Genomic DNA, 19,366 nt, shown 5'->3' with positions numbered 1-19,366 from the left:
AAAAGTGGAAAGAGCATTTAAAGGTATTTGGATACCTGCTGAAATATGGTTAAATGAAGAACTTACCTTATTAGAAAAAGTGTTTTTAGTAGAAATAGATAGTTTAGATAATGAAGATGGATGTTTTGCTAGTAACGATTATTTTTCAAAGTTTTTTAAACTATCAAAGAATAGATGTTCAGAGGTTATAAAATCTCTGGAGAAAAAAGGGCTTGTAAAAATTTCATACATCTATAAGAAAGATACTAAGTTGATAGAGAAGAGAGTTATAAAGGTATTCGGAAAATCGAATATAGGTATTCGAAATTTCGAAGAGGGTACTCGAAATATCGACAGAGGGTATTCGGAAAACTGTGAAGATAATAATACATATATTAATAATACAATTAATAATTATATGTATTTAGATAAAGAAAAATCACTAAAAGAATTTTCAAAACTATATCAATCTAATATAGGAAAGATTAATGGCTTAGTAGAGGAACAACTTATAGAATGGTCACGACTTATAGATATTGGATTATTTAAAAGATCTATAGAGATATGTACTGACAGAGGAAACCTAAGCTTAGGATATTTAAAAGGCATAATAAAAAAGTGGCTAGAGTCGAACATAACCACTTTAGAAGAATTAGAAGCTCATAGACTTCAATATGAAATTAAAAATAAATCTAATAAAAGTATTTCCAAAACTAGAGAAACTATACAAAAGGTTAATAAAACTAGATTTCATAATATAAATCAGACTTATAGTAAGTATACTCCTGATGAATTAGAGAAGATACTTCAAGAAAGTCAGATAGGAAAATTTGATTAAGGAGGGTTAATCCCTCCAGGTAAAAAAGGGGAGATTAAAATTGTTAAAGAAACACCAAAAAAATATTGCTACTTCAATAGCAAAGGATTTACTAGAAGAAGGTATGGTTTGGGGTGATGAATTAGAAACATATATAAAACTCAATACTAAAGGTTTATTAGTATTTGAAAATGATGAACATTACCTTGAATTTGAAAATTACTTTTTAGGGTGTATTGAAAAAGCTATTACAAGAAAGGTAAGAGTTAGAAAAAATGAAAGCACAATGATTGTGAATACAATTAAAGATGCTGCTAAATGTTCTGGAGTAAGTGCACCTGTTTTATATAAAGGCTTGAAAAATAAAAAATTCTCAATAATGAAAAACAAAATTAATATTGAGTTTGAAATTTTAAAACCTAGACTAGATATGATTTAATGAGGGAGAAAATTAATATGAGTACAGTGATAGATTTAAATTATGTAAAAAAAGAGCAGGACAAGTTCTTAGGGTACTTACACCTTGTTGAAGGTATAAATTATCAAGAAAGTAAATTTGAAGTCCCTATGTGGCTTACATTAGCTTTATTAAGTGAGTTGGTAGAAGTTCTTAATGAAACTAAGATACATAAGTGGTGGGATAGATCACAAGTTAATCAGGATAGATTGAAAGAAGAACTAGCGGACCTATTAAGTCATTTAGGAAATTTAGCGAATGAATTAGATGTAGATTTGATTGCTTCAGTTGAGGAAACTCAGACAACAAGTTTAGAAAGACAGTTTATATACATAGCTTATAAGATAACTACATTACCTTGGAGAAAGATGTTTGGTAAGCATAAGTTAGATACTTTAATAACTAAATATGTAGAGCTTGTATATTCATTAGGATTCGATATGGATGAAATCAAAGAAGCTTACTTTAAAAAGATGGAAGAAAACTATTCGAATCCAAAATTTAAATAAGGGGGAACAGTATGGAAGTGTTAAGAGAAGCTTTAGGGGAGTTATATGAAGAATTTGGACATACCCTTGTTACAGTTAGACTGAGCGAGATATTAGATAGATATATAGTTGCACAACAAAGGGAGGAGTTAAATAAATGCAAATCAATCAAGAAATAAAAAGAGCTAACTGTTCACTTGTAGTTAGTTTGAAAGGCCTTGCAAATAAGTCATTTATAAGTACTCACAATAGAGTCGTAGAAAAATTTGTAGTTGATAATTATAACGTTATTATAGCTAAACATGAATTGCAGCTTAAGAAAAAGTATAAGAGTTTTAATACCTTTGAAAAAGAAGAAGTTTACCAAGAGGGCAAAGATTATGGAGATTATCTTGTAAATAGATTTTATATTGAAAATTAAACTATATAAGGGGGAACTAAAGATGAAATTTAAATTACCATTTGTTTTAAGAAAGACTTATGAAAAAGAAACTAATGAGTTAGTTAAGGATATAAGAATTTTAGAAAGTGCAAGATCAGCAGCAGATAGAAAAGTTAAGGACCTTAAAGAAAAACTAGCTACAAATAAATATTTTTCAGAATCTAGAGAACAAGAACAAAATCAAGAAATAGAAAGATTAAAGTTAGCGCTAGAGCAGAGAGATAAGAAAATTGAGAATTTAAAGCAAGATAACTTTAATATGTATAAAAAAGTTAGGAATGGCTAGTGAAATGCAAAGACAAGTTAAGGATAAAATAGACACAGCATTTATTATAGATTTCGTAAATAAAAAGATTACACCAAGAGGAGCTGTAAGAACTATAAAGACAGAAGATGTTAAAAAGCTAAGTGTGAATGTAGGTGAAGATTTAGTTGAAATATACACTAAGATAGGGATGATGTTGTAATGGCTCATATATTACAGTTAGTAACTAAGAAAAAGTGTAATTATTGTAATGAGAAATACATGGTTATAGAGATAAGAGGTATTGAGTATTATCAATGCCCAGTATGTGGGTGTCTAACTAGAAAATAGGGGTGAGCTTATGAAGAAATGTCCTATGTGTCATAGATATATAAACATAGAAGATTGGCCAGTTTATAATGGTAAATACTATACGTATTGTAGAGATTGCAAAAGAATAACTCAAAGAGAATGGATAAAAGCTAAGAGAGAAACGAATAAAAAATAAGTATGGAATACATATCATTATCAGTATATCTGTATAGGTATATTGATAATGATAACTAAATGATAAAACAAGTGGGTGTTATGAGTGTTATTAGAAGATATCCTAAGAATAAGACAAAATTATCCTTTATGGATGAAGATAAAAATTGCTAAAAATAGAATAAATTCAGCAATAGATTTATACGGCAGAGAAGGACTATATGTAAGTTTTAGTGGTGGAAAAGATAGTACAGTTTTACATTGTTTAGTTGCAGAAGTAGAGATAGAAAGGTTTGGAGATATTAAAATTCCTAGAGTATGGTGCGATACTGGACTTGAATATCCAGAACTTAAAGAGTTTGCAAGGAATATAGCAGATGTAATAATAAGGCCTAAAATGAGCTTTAAGCAAGTGATAGGTAAATATGGATATCCTATTATATCAAAATCACAGGCAATGGCTATTAGGAAGTTAAGACATAATAATTTAAGTGATGCTTATAGAAATAAACTGCTTTATGGAGATGAAAGAGGTACAGCAGGTAAGTTAAGTAATAAATGGCACTACTTATTAAGTGCTCCATTTGAGATTAGTGAAATGTGTTGTGAAATAATGAAAAAACGACCTTTCCATAAATATGAAGAAATAACAGGAAGAGTAGCAATAACAGGGGTTATGGCAAGTGAAAGTAATAATAGGACTATAAGATATGTTAAAGATGGAGGATGTAATGCCTTTGAGAATAAAGAACCTCAAAGTAAACCAATGAGTGTTTGGACAGATCAAGATGTTTTAGAGTTTATATATAAATATAAAATCGAAATAACTAGTGTGTATGGTGAGATTGTATGCGAAGAGCAATTAAGTTACTTTGATAATTCGTATAAATATAAGACAACAGGTGAAAGTAGGACAGGTTGTATATTTTGTGGATTTGGATGTCATATGGAAAAAGGAGAAAATAGATTTCAGAGGATGAAAAGAACACATCCTCAATTACATTCTTATTGTATGGATCAATTAGGTATAAAAGAAGTTTTAGATTATATAGGGGTTGAAAGTGAATAAAAAAGATTGGATTTAGGAGATTGATATAAATATCTTGGATCTTATGGTTAAGTAAACTAAATTTAATTTAATATGATATGAGTATATAAAGGCTAGAAATTAGTCTAGCCTTTATATATTAATTAAACACGTTGTCTTATACTGAGAGGTTAATTCTAGTATATGCGACCATTAAAAATAATATTTATATATTAAAAAAATTTTAGGAGATTGATATGAAAGTTAATTTTACAATAGACGGAGAGCCAATAGGAAAAGCAAGACCTAGGGTTAACACTAAAACTAAAAGAGCTTATACTCCAGAAAAGACAAAAATGTATGAAAACTATATAAAACTATTATATAAATGTCAAGTTCAACATTATTTTGAGGGGTATGTAAGATTAACTGTAATTGCATACTACAGTATTGCTAAAAGCGATTCTAATAAAGTTAAGCAACAAAAGCGAGAGAATATACTAAGACCTAGTAAGAAACCTGATATAGATAATGTATATAAGCTTGTAGCTGATTCTTTGAATACGATAGCTTATAAAGATGATGCAGCTATAGTTGAAGGTGATTTTAAAAAATATTATAGTGATAGACCTCGTGTAGAAGTTACAATCGAGAAAATATAATGATTATTTTGATTTGTTAAAATATTCATTAGTAGGGTATATATTAATCAACACCATATATACGCTTAATAATTAGATTAAACATAAAAGGTAACTACATTTATAGTTGCCAATATTTTAGGAGTGATAGAATGAACGATAAAAATAATAAAGGTATTACAAGAAATATAGATTCATTAGGTAGAGTTGTAATACCAAAGGAATTTAGAAAAATATTAAATATAAAAGAACATGATCCAGTTGAAATAATATGTGAAAATAGAACTATTAAAATTAAAAAACAAAATAATTCATGTACTTTATGCGATTCTGAGGAAGATTTAAAAAATATAAAGGATATTTTTATTTGTAAAAAATGTTTGAATGAAATTAAAGAGGTTATTGAGTAAAAAGATATATAGTAAGTAGGTGGATATATGGATATTATAGAAAAAGAGCTTGAAATTGATGATTTATTTTCGAAAGTAGAAGGAATGTTTTATCATTATGAAAATTTAAAAAAAGAAATTACATATCTAGATGAAGAAATAGAGTTTATAGAACAAGATTATTTAGGTTGCGGATCTATAGAGTATTCAGAAAGAGTACAAACAAGTACTAATATAAGTTCAGCTATAGAAAGGGAGATAATACAAAAACAAAAGCAAATAGAATTTTTAGAGAAAGAAAAACGTAAAAAAGAAAGAGATTTAAAAAGGATTGAAAGAGCAAAATCTAATTTTAGTAGAGAAGAAGAGGAAATGTTTAAAATAAGATATTTATTAAAAATAAAAGATTGGAAAGTTTATGGAGATAAAATGAATGTAGGTAAAGATACTTACTATTCAATAAGAGATAATATGATTTATAAATCAATGTCTGCAATGTATCCTTTTTATAATTTTAAAAATACAGCAATGGAAGGTATAGTGAATTTTTAAAAACGCAGAAAAATGACAGAAAAACTTCCGAATAAGTTCAGAAGCACAAGGGGTTAAAAGGTGATATTATGTTAGTATAAGAGATTTAGGACAAGCTAGATTTCTTTACTCCCAATACCCCTTTTTATGATAAATATAATGACCAGGGTATTCCCCTTACCCTGGTAACGTGAGGATATAGTTTAAGTGGTAAAACAGATACCTTTCATGTATCAGTTACAAGTTCGAAACTTGTTGTCCTCACCAAATAATATAACTTACGGCTCTTTGAGCAACTCGTGTTGAGTATAAAGACAACTCTGTAGCGGTACGGAGTATAAACTAACACTCATATAGTAGTATTTTAGGATGTATTACGTTCAAACAAATCTTTAAGTTATTACAGAAAAAAGTCAGGACCTCTCACCTGGCTTTTTAATTTTGTATAAAAGGGTGAACATATGAAAAAGTGGAAAGATGCTGATGAAGCAATTAAGATGATCCATGAGTTAGATAGTGAGTTAAGAAATATAGAGAAAGAAATGAGTAAGAAACCTAATTTTGATAAATTTGATAAAAAAAGAAGGGAAAGCTCTGTTTAAGTAGTATTATATACTTGAAAGTGGGGTGATAAGATGAGTGAAAACACGTATGATGTATATTATATAAAACAAATAGTTTCATTTGGTGGAAGTATTATACTTGATGCTAGTAAATATGACACTGCTTCTTTAAAAATTATAGCTAATGAATGTAAGACTAAAGGAACAAATTTAATATTAAGGAATGTAAAAACTAAACAAGTATATGATTTAAAACAATTAGCAAGTTTTAAGTGTGTTACATTTGATTTAACATAAAGTTGAGAGAACTCTAGGAATAGAGTTCTTTTTTAGTATAAATAATAGTTATCATTAAAATATAAAAAAGTAGGAGGTGAGTTCATGGCAAAGTCCAAATACTTCACTCACGTTGAGCCTAAGCTTACATTGATTGAAGGATGGGCAAGAGATGGGCTCACTGATGAACAGATAGCGGAAAAAATAGGAATACACATATCAACTTTATATGATTACAAAAAGAAGTATTCCGAGTTTTCCGAGTCCCTAAAAAGAGGAAAAGAAATAGTTGATTATGAAGTAGAAAATGCGCTACTTAAAAGAGCTCTAGGTTATGAATATGATGAAGTAATTTATGAGAATGGAAAAGAGACTAAAAGAGTAACTAAACAAGTTGCTCCCGATACAACAGCACAAATATTCTGGCTTAAAAATCGAAGGCCTGATAAATGGAGAGACAAACAAGTTGTAGAATCTAATAACACTATAGAAGTTAAAAATCCATTAGAAGGATTAAGCACAGAAGATTTAAAGAAGTTGATACGAGATGGATAGAGATAAAATAATATTAGAAGCTAAGAAAGAACTCGCAAGACGTGAGTTCTTTTATTTTTGTAATGCAATGGCTCCTGACTTCTATCAAGAGGACAGAGATTATTTAGTTGAGCTATGTAATGAGATGCAAGATTTTTATTATAGTGATAATGATATATTACTTATTAATATGCCACCTAGACATGGTAAATCAAGAACAGCTTCTTTATTTACTGAATGGGTATTTGGTAAGAATATAAATGCAAAGGTAATGACAGGATCATACAACGAAACTTTATCAACTACATTTTCAAAGAGTGTAAGAAATGCAATTATGGAGAAAAAAGCTGATGAAGATATAATTGTTTATTCTGATATATTTCCTAACACTAGGATAAAACGTGGTGATGGAGCTATGAGCCTTTGGGGACTTGAAGGAGCTTATAATAGTTACTTAGCAACATCACCAGGAGGAACTGCAACAGGATTTGGATGTTCATTATTAATTATAGACGACCTTATTAAAAATGCTGATGAAGCTAATAATGAAATGGTACTTGAAAAGCATTGGGATTGGTTTACTAATACAATGCTATCAAGACTTGAAGAAGGCGGAAAGATAATAATTATAATGACTAGATGGGCTTCTTTAGATTTAGCAGGAAGAGCATTAGAACACTTTAAACAAGAGAAAAAAGTATGTAGACAGATACTTATGAAAGCTCTTCAAGATGATGGCTCAATGTTATGTGAAGCAGTATTATCAAAAGCAAGTTATGAAATGAAAGTAAGAGCTATGGGAGAAGATATAGCATTAGCTAACTATCAACAAGAGCCTATAGATGCTAAACATAAATTATATACTAGATTTAGTACTTATGAAGAATTACCACCTTATTTTGAACAAATATTAAGCTATACAGATACTGCAGATGATGGAGAGGATAAGCTTTGTACTATTGTAGGCGGTGTATATAAAGGTGAAGGATATGTACTTGATGTTTATTATACAGATGCTCCTATGGAAGATACTGAAAAAGAAGTTCCTCATGTGTTAATAAGAAATAATACTGATGTAGCTATAGTTGAAAGTAATAACGGTGGTAAAAGTTTTGCTAGAAATATAAAATCAGCAATTGAGTCACTAAAAGGAAGAACTATTGTTAAGTGGTTTTTTCAAAATAAAAATAAAGAAGCTAGAATATTAACTCAAAGTAGTTGGGTAATGAATAAGCTTCATTTTCCTATTAACTGGCGAGAAAGATTTCCAGAGTATTATACAGATATGAACAAATTCCAAAGAAAAGGTAAAAATGCACATGATGATGCTCCAGATGCAACTACAGGACTAGTAGAGATCATGCAAGCATTTATAAATAATACCTTAGATGAAAAGACGACAACTAAAAAAGAACGTAGGAAGGTGGTGAGGAGATAATGACAAAGCAGCAAGTTAGAATTAAAAAGATAGATGGATCTAGTATAAGTAGATCTAAGCAAATTGATGATATATTTAGTGATTTCTACACACAAGGATTTATTATTCAACCAGAAATGAATATAGAAGCTTTAGCTAGGATAACTGAAAATAGTGATATATTACAAGTTTGCATAGAAGCTTATAAAACTAATATAGTTGGATTTGGATATAACCTAGACTATAACTTTGATTATAAAACTGAAACCTCAAAGAATAAGATAGCTGATGAAGATTGGTCTAAGTATGAGTTATTCTTAAAATACTGCAATTTTGATGAACGATTTACGGGAGTTCTTAAAAAGTTTATAGATGATAGAGAAAGATTAGGTTATGCAACTATTGAGTGCATAGCTGATGAAACTGGAGAAATATCAGAGATTCAACATATAGCAGCTCACACTGTAAGACTATGTAAAGAGAGTGATCCTATTGAAGTTGAAGAGACTATAACTGATTCTAATGGAAATGAACGTAAAATTAAAAGATGGAAGAAGTTTAAAAAGTTTATTCAGATGGTAGGCTCTAAGCAAGTTTATTTTAAAGAGTTAGGAGATCCTAGAAAGTTAAATAGACTTACTGGAGAATATTTAGCAGAGGGGCAAGAAATGAATATAGATGATGAAGCTAACTCTATTATATTTGATAATATATATTGCCCTTATACTCCATATGGATTGCCTAGATATATCGGTGTCTTAATTAAGATGATGGGTTCTAGAAGTGCTGATGAACTTAATTATAAGTACTTTGATGAAGGAAGGCACATACCTTTAGCTATAGTTGTTGAAAATGGTCAGTTGACTCAAGATAGTATAGACTTATTAAGTGATGCTAAAGGGACAGCAGCACAACATAAGTATTTAATCTTGGAAGCTGAAGCTTTCAATAATGAGCTTAGCATGGAAGAAGGTAAATCAAATGTAAAAATACATTTTGAAAAGTTAGCAGAAATAATGCAAGATGATGCTTTATTCTTAGAATATTTAGATAAGAATAGGGATGCAGTAAGAAGTTCATTTAGATTAGCTCCTATTTATACAGGAGATACACAAGATTATAATAAAGCTACTGCAGAAACTGCTAAACAAATAACAGAAGAACAAACTTTTGAACCTGCTAGGGAAGATTTAGCAGATTTATTAAATAAAAAGTTAATGAAAGAACTAGGTATTAGATATGTAGAACTTAAGTTTAAAGGAGTAAAAACTACAGATGATACTGAGATAGCTAAAGCATTAGCTCCATATATAGCAGCAGGAGTTCCTACACCAAATATGTTATTAGATAGCTTAGGTAAGCTTCTTGGCAAGGAATTTGAACCATTAACTGATGAATGGGCGGACATTCCTTTACAAGTTTACTTAGCTAATAAAAATAGCATGAAGAAACCTATGTTTGATGAAAATAATCCTATTTCTAAGGCTTATAATATACAAGATGTAATAAATCCTTTAAAGGAACTTCAAAAGGCTATAGAGGGTGCTTTAAATGAATAAAAACAAACTTAGTATAGTTAATACAATCCTAAAATCATTTATACGAAAGAATGATGAAAATAAAGATTGGATATATTCAATTAAACAATCTGATGAATGGCTTGAGTTAACTTATGAAGCTTTTTTAGAGTTTGAAAGTGAGTTTAATCTTTTACTTAGTTTACAACAGTCGAGGTTAATAGATAGTATAGAGAACTTAGGAGAGGATATAACTCATGAGATATTAAACATATACATAGAAAATATAGAAAAGCAACAAGTTTTATATGAACAAATAGTATATAAACATTTTATGAGTATATTGAATTTAGTTAAGTCAGAGGTACTTGATCAAGTAGGGCAATCAAGTGTGGGAGTATCGTTTGATTTGCTAAATGAAAATGCGCTTAAATTCTTGGAAGATAAGAAGATTAAGTTTGCTATAAAAGTAGCTGACACAACTCATAAAGCTATTATAAAAGAACTATCAGAAGGCTTTAAACTAGGCGAAGGTATACCAGAACTATCAAATAGAATTAAGAATATGCCTGAGTTTAGTATGAAAAGAGCTACAGTAGTATCTAGAACGGAGATAATAAGTTCTAGCAATGCAGGAACACTTGAAGGATATAAAGAAAGTGGAGTTGTTATAGGTAAAGAATGGGATTCACATGAAGATGAAAGAACTAGAAAACATCACTTAGAAGCTAATGGCCAAAGAGTTAAAATTGATGATCCTTTTATAGTGGATGATGATTTGTTAGATTATCCTGGAGATAATAGCCACGATGCAAAAGCAAGCAATGTAATTCAATGTAGATGTACTTTAAAACCTATACTAAAAGGAGAGGTAATTTAATATGACTAAGCAAGAATTAATTAAAATTTTCAAAGATGCTATAGATACAAAACAAGAGTATATTGGAGTAGCTATAGAAATGCCTAATGGAGCTATAGAGATAATAATTAATTTAAATAATAATTTTAAAGATAAAATTAATTATTATAAAGATAAGTATGATGATGAACTTAGAATGAAGAATTGTCCGAACATAAAAATAGTAAATGCATATGCTAGTAACAGATTTGAAACGCTAGAAGATATGTTAATATTTGAGGTGGAGTATAGTGAAACAACTAGATGTTAAAATAGCTAAGCTTGATGAAGAAAATAGAATAGTTGAAGGTGTAGTTTATAGACCTTCAAAAGAGTTTGATGAAAATGGAAACCCTACAGATTATACCGATAGTCATGGAGATTGGGCAACTGTAGATGATGTTAAGAAAGCAGCTCATAAGTTTATGGAGAAGCTTATGAATACAACTAATATAGCTACTGCAGGAGTTGATAAACAACATAATGAAATTGGTGGATATGGATATGTAGTAGAAAACTATATAGCTAAATGTGATATACCAGAAATTGATGTTTTAAAAGATGACTGGGTAGCAGCAATAAAAGTAACAGACGATACAACTTGGAATGATATTAAACTTGGTAATATAACTGGGTTTAGTATAGGAGGAACTGCTATATATGAAGGAGGTGAGAGTTAAGTGCCTAGAATGAAAGAAATAGATATAGACTTTATTAGCTTAGTTAATAAAGGGGCTAATAAGCAAACAGTAAAAATATATAAATCAGATAAAGAACCTGTAGATTCTAATGAAGAAGAATTTAGAGGTTTTTTTAATGTCTTAAAAAGTTTCTTTGCTAAAGAGAAGCAACAGATTAAGAAAAGTGAATACATAACTGACTTTAATACTTTAGTTGGTGAAACGTTAATTGGAGATAGGATAAGAGAAGCTAGATGGGCTTTAATGGATTCATTGGAGAATACTTTATTAGATTCTACCGTAACAGATAAAGCTACACACATGGCTACTCAAATTGATGCTTTTAAGGCTTACATAATTAATACGGTTAATACAGTTGGTATTCAAAAGTCATTAGAACAGATACAAGAAATCAAGAAAAGTAAGGAGGATGAAGATATGAAACCAGAAGATATAAAGAAAATGCTTGATGAAGCTTTAAATCCTATAAGGGATGAAATTAAAGTTTTAAAAGGCGAAGAAGAACCGCCTAAAGGCGATGAGGGAACAGAAGGAGGAGGAAGTGAAGCAGAACCTACTCAAGAAGAAATAATAGCTAAAGCGATAAAAGAAGCTACTCAACCTTTAGTGGATGAAATAGCCGACTTAAAGAAATCAAGAAGAGCTCCACAATCATTAGATACTAGCACAGGTGGAGAAGGAAAAGAAGTAAAAAAATCTTATATAAGTGCTTTTGAAGAAGCATTCAATAAATAGGAGGTAATAATATATGACTATAGCATTAACAAAATCGGAAATGATAACTAAATTACAAAAGGCTAATGCAGCATCAACTTTATTAGTTACAGATCAAGCAGAAGCCTTTATATATGATATAATAGCAAACTCAAATACACTGAAAAAATTAAATGTTCAATATAAGGACCAAACAAGTGGAAATATAGAAGCCTTAGAAGCTCAAACAAGAAAGACTAGAAAATATTCTTATACTCCAGGAGAAGTCCCTGCAGGTAACTTTGATGTAAATAAAAGAGATATACCTTACAACGTTGTTAAAGTATTCCTAGATATGTGGTTATCTAATGATGATGTTTGGTACATATTGCAACAAAGAGGTCAAAACATGGAAACTGCATTAACTTCTTTGATGCAAGAAGCTTTTGCTTTAGATATGCAGGATTTGTTATTTAATGGAGATACTGCAGCTAGTGGAACTGGTGACGATGATTTCTTAAAAATACTAGATGGATTTGTTAAGAAGATAAAAGCTATAAGCAATAAAATAAATTTAGGAGCTAAGCTACCAACTCCAGAAGATTTTATAACGATCAAAAAGAAAATAAAATCTAAATATTGGAATCATCCTAAGTTTAATTTCCATTGGATAATGTCAGAAAACACTAAGCTGGATATACAGAGATCTATAATAGCTAGACCTACAGCTTGGGCAGATAGTGTTATAAAGGATGGAGAATTAGTTAAAATATCGGGATTACCTATAGAAGTTGTTTCTACTTATCCAGATAACTTTATAGCATTAACTCCATTATCAAACTTACAACCTGTATTTACTAGAAATGTAAGATATACTATGACTTCTTCAGGAGTTGAATGTGCTAAGAGAGATGCAACTTACCATATAGGATTTGCTTATTTAGACGCTGTAATAAATAATCCAGAATGCGTTGCTTGGATGGATTATACTGAACCTGTAGGAGTATCTGTTTTAGAAGTTAAAAATTTAAAAGTTGATGGATTTGACATAGAGAAACTAGCTGCTAAAGTATCAGCACAATTAGCTAATAATGGATCCACAGAAGAAGTCCCTGTAGAGGAAGAATCTAAAACAAAGACTAGTAAATCTAGTAATAAAAAATAAGGATAATTAAAAATGGATAATATTCTAAATGAAGTTAAAATATCATTAGGGTTAAGCTCATCTGATAAGGATGAGCTTTTATATTCTTTAATAAAAAGACCAACTCAAAGGGTTTTAAATTATATAGGCAAAAAAGAATTACCTACAGAACTTGAATATATAGTTATTGAATTAGCTATAGCTAGATATAATCTTATAGGTAGTGAAGGTTTAAACTCTGAAAATAGTGATGGAGTCAACTTCTCATATAATAACAATTTACTAGATCCATATATAAAGGATTTAGATATATGGATAAAAGATAATAAAACTCAATCAAACTCTAAAGTTAGGATGCGATTAATATGAGATTTGATACTTTAGCAGAAGTTTACGAACTAAGCAAAAGAAGTGATGGGCAAGGTGGATATATAGAGAATAAAAGTTTTAATAAATCTATATTTTGTAATAAGTCCAGTATAAGAATAGAAAAACAGATACAGATTTTTGGTGTAGTTAATTATGAGTCTATTAGTATTATAACTATGGATGAAATAAATTTAAAAAACTTTTGTATATATATTAATGGTATTTATTATAAACCTGTAAGTAAGCCTAAAAGAGTTAGAAATAAGACATATATAACATTGGATGTGTTAGAAAATGCAAATTAAAGTAGATACAATAAATCTTAAAGAATTACCTGGATATATAATAGGTTACCATAAGCACGTTGTAGAAAATACAACAGAATCAAGAAAAACACACGCGTATATGATAGAAAGAATAGCTAAAAGTAAAGTTGCTGTTAAAACTTCAAGACTTAAAACAAGCATAAACACTAAACATAAAAGTAAAGATTCCTTTGTAGGAACAAATGTTAAGTATGCTAGAGCTAGAGAGTTTGGTTCAAAAGCTTATGTTATTAAACCTAAGAAAGCTAAGTTTTTAAGATTCAAGGGTAAAGATGGCAACTGGATATTTGTTAAGAAAGTAAATTATCCTGCAGGTAAAGGAAAGAAACCTTACTTAATACCTGCATTTGAAGAAGTTACTCCAAAGTTTACAAGTGATGTAGAAAGGATACTTTCTAGTTATGATAAATAGTTTACAAAGAGCAATATATCAGAAGCTTACAGATAAAAGCTTTACTGTATTAGATGTTATAGATGAAGAAGCTAAGATGCCTTATATAAAACTAGGTAATACAAGTTTAAAAGATAGAAGGATAAGGACTGGAGATATAATTTACTTTATAACCTGGGAATTATCCTATTTTTATGATGGTGGGAACAAAGGTAGAAAAGAAGTAAATAACAAGTATATGGATATATATAATAGTTTATATGAAATGATTTATGAAGTTGCAGGAGGGTATGAAATTATAGATTGCAAATTAAGCGAAAATGATTCAAATGGAATAGAAGAGCATTATATAGATGAAAACACAATACTATATGAGGGTTCTATTTCATTTGATTTTACATTACAAAGGAGGAATTAAAATGGCTAATACAAGAAGTGCTGATGTGCTTATAATGAAAGATGGGAAGCCTATAGCTGGTCAAAGTGGAGCATCATTTGAAGCATCGAATGAATTTGAGGAGTTTGTTGATAGAGTTGCAGCAGGCCAAGGACAATGTATGACATCAAGAGAATTAACAGGGCAAGATTTCTCGGTGGATATGTCCGCAGTTGCTAATCTATCAGATAAGACAGAAAGTTCAGTTTTTAATATGCTTTGGAAAGCCTGGAAAGATGCTGATGATTTAGATATAAAGTTAGCAGTTAAAAAGCCAGGTTATACAGCTGGATCAACAGGAAAAACAGAAGATTTAATTGAAGCAACGATGAAGATTGAAACATTTAGTGGAGACTTTGAAGATGGATTAGCAGGACTTGAAATAGAATTAGTTGTTAATGGGCATGCAGAATTAGCTGATCCATCATTGTTGGTTTCAATAGAAAATTAGAGGTGGATTTAATTATCCATCTTTTTTATTTAAAATTTAGGAGGTACTTTATGAAAATAATAGTTAGAAAATACGGAGACAAAGAATACATAATGAAGTTAGGTGCAAGACAGAAGAAGATGTATTGCGATATAACTAAGAAGCCTATACTTACAGATGAAGCTCCGACAGAGTCAGATATGTATACACTTATAAGATGTGCTATAAGTTTCTCAAATAAATTTATAAGCGAAGATGAAGTATTAAATCTTGCAGATGAAATAGGAGATAAGGAAATATACAAGCTTTATGGAGATTTATTAAAAGCTGTGATAAAAGAATTTGATGATAATAAAGATATCATACCCTCTAACTAAAGAGGGTTTTTTAGATTGGGATAAATGTATTGAACACTATGTAATAAATCATCAAATAGATTTAGAAGTATTCTATAATGCTGATTTTTATGAGTTAGATATATATGTTAGGCAATATAAACAAAAGCTAGAAGATTTAAAAGTATCTGTAGCTTATGGGTATGCAAGTGCTAAAAAAGGCAAGTTACTTAACATATTTAAGAAAAAGAGAAGTAAAAAAGAAATGGATCAAATGGCTAAAGATTTAAAGAAAAAATTCAACCTTTAAAGAAAGGAGGAATTGAATGGCAGATAAAGAGTTTAGAGTCAAAATTAGTGCTGAAACTGATGATTTCAGTAGAGGTATGGATAGAGCCGAAGATGAAGCATCGGGATTAGGAGATACATTAAAAAGTGATGTAACCAGAGGTGCTGAATCAGCTACGGAATCATTAAAAGAAACTGTAGAAGAATTAAGAAGATTACAACGTGAAGCTATAGGAGCTAAAACCTCTGTCGGTGGAATGGGTAATACATTCGGTAGCACTTCTGGGGAATCTAATAAGTTCAATAGAGAAATGCAAAGATTATCTATGGTATTAGGCGGAGATGTTCCTGAAAGTACTAAAGAAGCATATAGAGAAATGATGAAGTTACATAAAGAAGCTAGAACAGCTCAAAGATTATATGGTAAGTATTCTCAAGAAGCTTTAAATGCTAGAGATGCTATAAATACATTTGCGTTAGGGTTAGATGATACGACATTTAAGCAAATATATATGAGGAGTCAATTAGGTTTAACAGATATGCAACTTCGGCAACAGGCGAATTCTATAAAACTTAACGCTCGTATGACAAAGTTAATGGGAAATCAAACACAGATATTAATACAAAGAATGCAAGGTTTAGCTAAACATGGAATAAAACCGGAAATGCTATTACCACCGAGTACAATAGGGCAGTTCCAATTATTAAATGAAACTATGGCGGCAGGTCAAGCTCCTATAAGTAGACTTTCTGAATTGTATAGAAAATTTGGTACATCTATGGATAAAACTATAAAAGGTTGGTCAGCTCAAAAGATGGCCATAAAAGCAGCTCAAGGTGATATGGTTAAGTATGGATTACTTATGAGAGGGATAACAGCTGGATTAGGAAGTATGACTATGGCGCTTCCACTTGTTGGTATGGGTGCTTTTTTTGCGTATAAAACTATGTTTAAATCGGCATTAGAAGCAGATGGGGCTTTAAAGAAATTAGCAGAAACTACACAGGGTAAAGTTGCAAAGGCATTTGAACCTGTGATTCAAGCAGCAGGAAAGTTTTTAGAAATAGCATTTAAAGTAACTGGTGTTGTAGCAGATTGGATAACTAAATTCAATGAAACACATCCTATTATAGCAAAAGTTGCAGGAGCTATTGGTTTCTTATTACCAGCTATGACATTACTATTACTTCCTTTAGGCTTAGGATTAGGACTTTTCAATGGTTGGAAATTAGTATTAGGTGCAGTATGGCCGCTTATATCCGGGGTGGTAGGACTTATCGGAACTGCAAGTGCTACATTTTTAACTTTTGCAGCGGTTATTGGAGCAGTTGCTGCTGCTTTTATGCATCTATGGAAAACTAATAAAAACTTTAAAAATGGAGTTACTAAGATATGGGATTTCATAAAAGTAAAAGCACAAGATGTTTTTGGAAGTTTAGTAACTATTTTTACAAAGACATTACCGGAAGCATATGCACAAGGTGGTATTCAAGGTGTATTTGAGAAAGTGAATGAAGCTATCAAAAATGCATTAAATAATATGTCTACTATAATACCTCAATTTATAACAAAAGGTATTGAAATAATAACTAACCTATTACTAGGTTTAACTGAAGCTATGCCACAAGTTTTTGCAAAGTCGACTGAAATAGTAACTAACTTAACAAATGGAATTGTTCAAATGTTACCTACTTTCATAAATACGGGAATTACAATAATTCAAGCTTGGGCAAACTCCATAGCTACAAACCTTCCTATCATACTTAATACAGGGATAACTATTTTAATGGCTTTAATAGATGGAATATTATCAGTACTACCTGTTTTAATAGATACAGCTATGGGATTATTAACAACTATATTAGATGTTATAGTTCAGTCTTTACCTATAATAATAGAGGGTGGAGCACAAATACTTACAGCCGTAGTTGATGGTATTGTAAATGCACTGCCAAAGTTAATTGATGCAGCAATACAAATAATAAATGCAATCTCTGAAAACTTAACTGCTAATTTGCCAAAGATAATAGATTCTGCAATTAAGATAATGGAAACTTTAATAAGAACTATAATTAATAACTTACCTCAAATTATAGAGTGTGCATTAAAGATTATATTAGCTATAGTTGATGGTATAGCTAATAATCTTCCTAAGATAATAGAGGCAGCAGGAAAAATTATAACAGCTTTAGCCGAAGCTCTTATAACTAATTTACCTCAAATATTATCTGCAATTGTAGAAATAATGCTCGCTATAGGAAAAGGTATAATAGAAGGAATTCCAGGAGTTGTCAAAGCTATGGGAAATGTCATCAAAGATATGGCCAAAGCGACTAAAGATGCTATTCCCGGCTTCTTATCAATAGGAAAAGATATAATTAAAGGCTTGGCTAAAGGGATAAAAAATGGATTATCATCTGCTGTAAATGCCGTAAAAGATGTTGTAAAAGCTGCGATAGATAAAGGAAAGGCATTATTAGGAATTAACTCTCCTTCTAAACTATTTATGCAGTTTGGAGAATGGACAACAGAAGGTTATCAAATTGGAGTTGATAGAGGAGAACCAAAATCAACTAGAGCGGTAGAAAATTTTGCTAATAATTCAATTGAAGCTTTTTCAACTAATGCATTACCTCAAGAAGGAAGTTTAAATAATAGTTCTGTAGATAATTCAACGTATAATATAAACATAAATGCAGGAGCTTTAAATAATGAACAGGACTTATATAAATTAGCAGAAATTATAGATAGAAAATTACTAGAAATAAAACAAAGGAATTCTAAAATGTTTGGAGGTTATCAACATGTATAATTACGGAAGTATATGGCTAAACGACATTCCTATGCCTGACTTTTTAATAGTCACTGGATGTAGTCATGATATAACAGGAAGTATAGAACATGATACAGCAGATATACCAGGCTCTAATGGAGTTATTATAAGAAGTACAAAGAAGAATCCGCGCTCTATAATATTTGATTTTAAATATAGAGATAGCGGATTTTTAACTTATGAAAATAAAGAAGAGATTTCTAATTGGATACATTCAAGTAACTTAAAAGAATGTAAATTAGAATTAAGTTGGATACCTGGTAGCTATTATTTAGTTGTTCCATCCGGAGATACAAATTTAAATGATAGCCCAAAAATAAAAAGCTTTAGCTTAGAATTCCTTTTAGTTAATCCTTGCAGGATTGAAAATGTAGAAGAAGTAAAAACAAGTGGATTTACATATATAGGTACAGAAAGTACTTACCCAAATTTAGAGTTTAGTGTTGAAAGAGCCTGCAGTAAAATAAAACTAGAATTTTCTAATACTTTAGATAGTGGATTTATTGAGTTAAATACAAGTTTTAATGCAGGAGATAAAATAGCTATAGATTGCAAAAAGAAATCAATTAAAGTAAACGATGTAGATAATATGCCTATACTTTCTATAGATTCAGATTTTCCAAAAGTTGAAAATGGTTGGAATGATTATAAGTTAACTGAAGGAAATGTCACTTTTAAAATATTATATAGCAATATGTATAGGTAGGTGGTGA

The 19,366-nt window shown here is 30.1% G+C and carries 32 protein-coding genes and 1 tRNA gene; all 33 read left to right on the top strand.

The genetic code is table 11. The features are described 5' to 3' along the window. Nucleotides 1–4: 4 nt before the first annotated feature. The 33 genes from ABFX13_RS02190 (at nucleotide 5) to ABFX13_RS02030 (ending at nucleotide 19,359) form a co-directional block, all read left to right on the top strand. Nucleotides 5–817 (top strand): DnaD domain protein, encoded by an 813-nt coding sequence (locus ABFX13_RS02190; RefSeq protein WP_346041669.1) that lies wholly within the window; start codon nucleotides 5–7, stop codon nucleotides 815–817. A gap of 40 nt (nucleotides 818–857) precedes the next feature. After that, nucleotides 858–1,235 carry a hypothetical protein gene (locus ABFX13_RS02185; RefSeq protein ID WP_346041667.1) on the top strand — a complete coding sequence of 126 codons (378 nt, stop codon included), beginning with the start codon at nucleotides 858–860 and terminating at the stop codon, nucleotides 1,233–1,235. Between the two features lie 17 nt (nucleotides 1,236–1,252). Continuing rightward, nucleotides 1,253–1,762 carry a dUTP diphosphatase gene (locus tag ABFX13_RS02180; protein ID WP_346041665.1) on the top strand — a complete coding sequence of 170 codons (510 nt, stop codon included), beginning with the start codon at nucleotides 1,253–1,255 and terminating at the stop codon, nucleotides 1,760–1,762. An 11-nt stretch (nucleotides 1,763–1,773) separates the two neighbouring features. Beyond that, a complete protein-coding gene (locus tag ABFX13_RS02175) occupies nucleotides 1,774–1,920 on the top strand; it encodes a hypothetical protein (protein ID WP_346041663.1) in 147 nt (48 codons plus the stop codon). Further along, nucleotides 1,899–2,162: a hypothetical protein gene (locus ABFX13_RS02170; RefSeq protein WP_346041661.1), complete on the top strand. Its 264-nt coding sequence runs from the start codon at nucleotides 1,899–1,901 to the stop codon at nucleotides 2,160–2,162. Before ABFX13_RS02175 ends, ABFX13_RS02170 begins: the two co-directional genes overlap by 22 nt. Nucleotides 2,163–2,184: 22 nt before the next feature. After that, entirely contained in the window at nucleotides 2,185–2,469 is a 285-nt protein-coding gene (locus ABFX13_RS02165; protein ID WP_346041659.1) for a hypothetical protein, read from the top strand. After that, nucleotides 2,462–2,650, top strand: coding sequence for a hypothetical protein (locus ABFX13_RS02160; protein WP_346041657.1), 189 nt, complete (start codon nucleotides 2,462–2,464; stop codon nucleotides 2,648–2,650). The genes ABFX13_RS02165 and ABFX13_RS02160 overlap by 8 nt, the downstream gene beginning before the upstream one ends. Beyond that, the gene (locus ABFX13_RS02155) at nucleotides 2,650–2,778 is read left to right on the top strand and encodes a hypothetical protein (RefSeq protein WP_346041655.1); all 129 of its coding nucleotides are present in this window, start codon (nucleotides 2,650–2,652) and stop codon (nucleotides 2,776–2,778) included. The genes ABFX13_RS02160 and ABFX13_RS02155 overlap by 1 nt, the downstream gene beginning before the upstream one ends. Before the next feature lie 10 nt (nucleotides 2,779–2,788). Next, nucleotides 2,789–2,935 carry a hypothetical protein gene (locus tag ABFX13_RS02150; protein WP_346041653.1) on the top strand — a complete coding sequence of 49 codons (147 nt, stop codon included), beginning with the start codon at nucleotides 2,789–2,791 and terminating at the stop codon, nucleotides 2,933–2,935. Nucleotides 2,936–3,067: 132 nt separating this feature from the next. Further along, nucleotides 3,068–3,982 (top strand): phosphoadenosine phosphosulfate reductase domain-containing protein, encoded by a 915-nt coding sequence (locus tag ABFX13_RS02145; RefSeq protein ID WP_346041651.1) that lies wholly within the window; start codon nucleotides 3,068–3,070, stop codon nucleotides 3,980–3,982. A 215-nt stretch (nucleotides 3,983–4,197) separates the two neighbouring features. After that, a complete protein-coding gene (locus tag ABFX13_RS02140) occupies nucleotides 4,198–4,602 on the top strand; it encodes a RusA family crossover junction endodeoxyribonuclease (RefSeq protein WP_346041649.1) in 405 nt (134 codons plus the stop codon). A gap of 131 nt (nucleotides 4,603–4,733) precedes the next feature. After that, a complete protein-coding gene (locus tag ABFX13_RS02135; protein ID WP_346041647.1) occupies nucleotides 4,734–4,991 on the top strand; it encodes an AbrB/MazE/SpoVT family DNA-binding domain-containing protein in 258 nt (85 codons plus the stop codon). A gap of 27 nt (nucleotides 4,992–5,018) precedes the next feature. Then, a complete protein-coding gene (locus ABFX13_RS02130) occupies nucleotides 5,019–5,522 on the top strand; it encodes a hypothetical protein (protein WP_346041645.1) in 504 nt (167 codons plus the stop codon). Between the two features lie 171 nt (nucleotides 5,523–5,693). Then, nucleotides 5,694–5,768: transfer RNA gene (locus ABFX13_RS02125), tRNA-Glu, on the top strand. 194 nt (nucleotides 5,769–5,962) lie between these two features. After that, entirely contained in the window at nucleotides 5,963–6,103 is a 141-nt protein-coding gene (locus tag ABFX13_RS02120) for a hypothetical protein (protein WP_346041643.1), read from the top strand. Between the two features lie 33 nt (nucleotides 6,104–6,136). Then, on the top strand, nucleotides 6,137–6,361 hold the full coding sequence (locus ABFX13_RS02115) for a hypothetical protein (RefSeq protein WP_346041641.1): 225 nt from the start codon (nucleotides 6,137–6,139) through the stop codon (nucleotides 6,359–6,361). An 84-nt stretch (nucleotides 6,362–6,445) separates the two neighbouring features. Next, entirely contained in the window at nucleotides 6,446–6,895 is a 450-nt protein-coding gene (locus ABFX13_RS02110; protein ID WP_346041639.1) for a transposase, read from the top strand. Continuing rightward, a complete protein-coding gene (gene terL, locus ABFX13_RS02105) occupies nucleotides 6,888–8,312 on the top strand; it encodes a phage terminase large subunit (RefSeq protein ID WP_346041637.1) in 1,425 nt (474 codons plus the stop codon). Before ABFX13_RS02110 ends, terL begins: the two co-directional genes overlap by 8 nt. Then, the gene (locus ABFX13_RS02100; RefSeq protein ID WP_346041635.1) at nucleotides 8,312–9,850 is read left to right on the top strand and encodes a phage portal protein; all 1,539 of its coding nucleotides are present in this window, start codon (nucleotides 8,312–8,314) and stop codon (nucleotides 9,848–9,850) included. The genes terL and ABFX13_RS02100 overlap by 1 nt, the downstream gene beginning before the upstream one ends. Then, nucleotides 9,843–10,688, top strand: coding sequence for a phage head morphogenesis protein (locus ABFX13_RS02095; RefSeq protein WP_346041632.1), 846 nt, complete (start codon nucleotides 9,843–9,845; stop codon nucleotides 10,686–10,688). Before ABFX13_RS02100 ends, ABFX13_RS02095 begins: the two co-directional genes overlap by 8 nt. A 1-nt stretch (nucleotide 10,689) precedes the next feature. Further along, complete coding sequence (locus tag ABFX13_RS02090; RefSeq protein ID WP_346041630.1) at nucleotides 10,690–10,977, top strand: hypothetical protein; 288 nt, start codon at nucleotides 10,690–10,692, stop codon at nucleotides 10,975–10,977. Then, nucleotides 10,958–11,386 carry an XkdF-like putative serine protease domain-containing protein gene (locus ABFX13_RS02085; RefSeq protein WP_346041628.1) on the top strand — a complete coding sequence of 143 codons (429 nt, stop codon included), beginning with the start codon at nucleotides 10,958–10,960 and terminating at the stop codon, nucleotides 11,384–11,386. Before ABFX13_RS02090 ends, ABFX13_RS02085 begins: the two co-directional genes overlap by 20 nt. Further along, on the top strand, nucleotides 11,387–12,142 hold the full coding sequence (locus ABFX13_RS02080; RefSeq protein ID WP_346041626.1) for a hypothetical protein: 756 nt from the start codon (nucleotides 11,387–11,389) through the stop codon (nucleotides 12,140–12,142). 13 nt (nucleotides 12,143–12,155) lie between these two features. Then, a complete protein-coding gene (locus tag ABFX13_RS02075) occupies nucleotides 12,156–13,265 on the top strand; it encodes a hypothetical protein (RefSeq protein ID WP_346041623.1) in 1,110 nt (369 codons plus the stop codon). Between the two features lie 12 nt (nucleotides 13,266–13,277). Next, on the top strand, nucleotides 13,278–13,613 hold the full coding sequence (locus ABFX13_RS02070) for a phage head-tail connector protein (RefSeq protein WP_346041621.1): 336 nt from the start codon (nucleotides 13,278–13,280) through the stop codon (nucleotides 13,611–13,613). Next, nucleotides 13,610–13,918 (top strand): hypothetical protein, encoded by a 309-nt coding sequence (locus ABFX13_RS02065; RefSeq protein ID WP_346041619.1) that lies wholly within the window; start codon nucleotides 13,610–13,612, stop codon nucleotides 13,916–13,918. The genes ABFX13_RS02070 and ABFX13_RS02065 overlap by 4 nt, the downstream gene beginning before the upstream one ends. After that, nucleotides 13,908–14,351: a hypothetical protein gene (locus ABFX13_RS02060; RefSeq protein WP_346041617.1), complete on the top strand. Its 444-nt coding sequence runs from the start codon at nucleotides 13,908–13,910 to the stop codon at nucleotides 14,349–14,351. The genes ABFX13_RS02065 and ABFX13_RS02060 overlap by 11 nt, the downstream gene beginning before the upstream one ends. Further along, on the top strand, nucleotides 14,341–14,748 hold the full coding sequence (locus ABFX13_RS02055) for a hypothetical protein (RefSeq protein ID WP_346041615.1): 408 nt from the start codon (nucleotides 14,341–14,343) through the stop codon (nucleotides 14,746–14,748). The genes ABFX13_RS02060 and ABFX13_RS02055 overlap by 11 nt, the downstream gene beginning before the upstream one ends. 1 nt (nucleotide 14,749) lies before the next feature. Beyond that, entirely contained in the window at nucleotides 14,750–15,217 is a 468-nt protein-coding gene (locus ABFX13_RS02050) for a hypothetical protein (protein ID WP_346041613.1), read from the top strand. A gap of 50 nt (nucleotides 15,218–15,267) precedes the next feature. Next, on the top strand, nucleotides 15,268–15,573 hold the full coding sequence (locus ABFX13_RS02045) for a hypothetical protein (RefSeq protein ID WP_346041611.1): 306 nt from the start codon (nucleotides 15,268–15,270) through the stop codon (nucleotides 15,571–15,573). Then, nucleotides 15,542–15,841 carry a hypothetical protein gene (locus tag ABFX13_RS02040; RefSeq protein ID WP_346041609.1) on the top strand — a complete coding sequence of 100 codons (300 nt, stop codon included), beginning with the start codon at nucleotides 15,542–15,544 and terminating at the stop codon, nucleotides 15,839–15,841. The genes ABFX13_RS02045 and ABFX13_RS02040 overlap by 32 nt, the downstream gene beginning before the upstream one ends. Nucleotides 15,842–15,857: 16 nt before the next feature. After that, a complete protein-coding gene (locus ABFX13_RS02035; RefSeq protein ID WP_346041607.1) occupies nucleotides 15,858–18,632 on the top strand; it encodes a phage tail protein in 2,775 nt (924 codons plus the stop codon). After that, nucleotides 18,625–19,359 (top strand): phage distal tail protein, encoded by a 735-nt coding sequence (locus ABFX13_RS02030; RefSeq protein WP_346041605.1) that lies wholly within the window; start codon nucleotides 18,625–18,627, stop codon nucleotides 19,357–19,359. Before ABFX13_RS02035 ends, ABFX13_RS02030 begins: the two co-directional genes overlap by 8 nt. Nucleotides 19,360–19,366 lie beyond the last annotated feature (7 nt).

Source organism: Paraclostridium tenue, assembly GCF_039521565.1.
Classification (GTDB): domain Bacteria; phylum Bacillota; class Clostridia; order Peptostreptococcales; family Peptostreptococcaceae; genus Paraclostridium; species Paraclostridium tenue.
The sequence above is the reverse complement of the archived record's forward strand: the minus strand, read 5'-3'. Positions and strand labels throughout refer to the sequence as shown.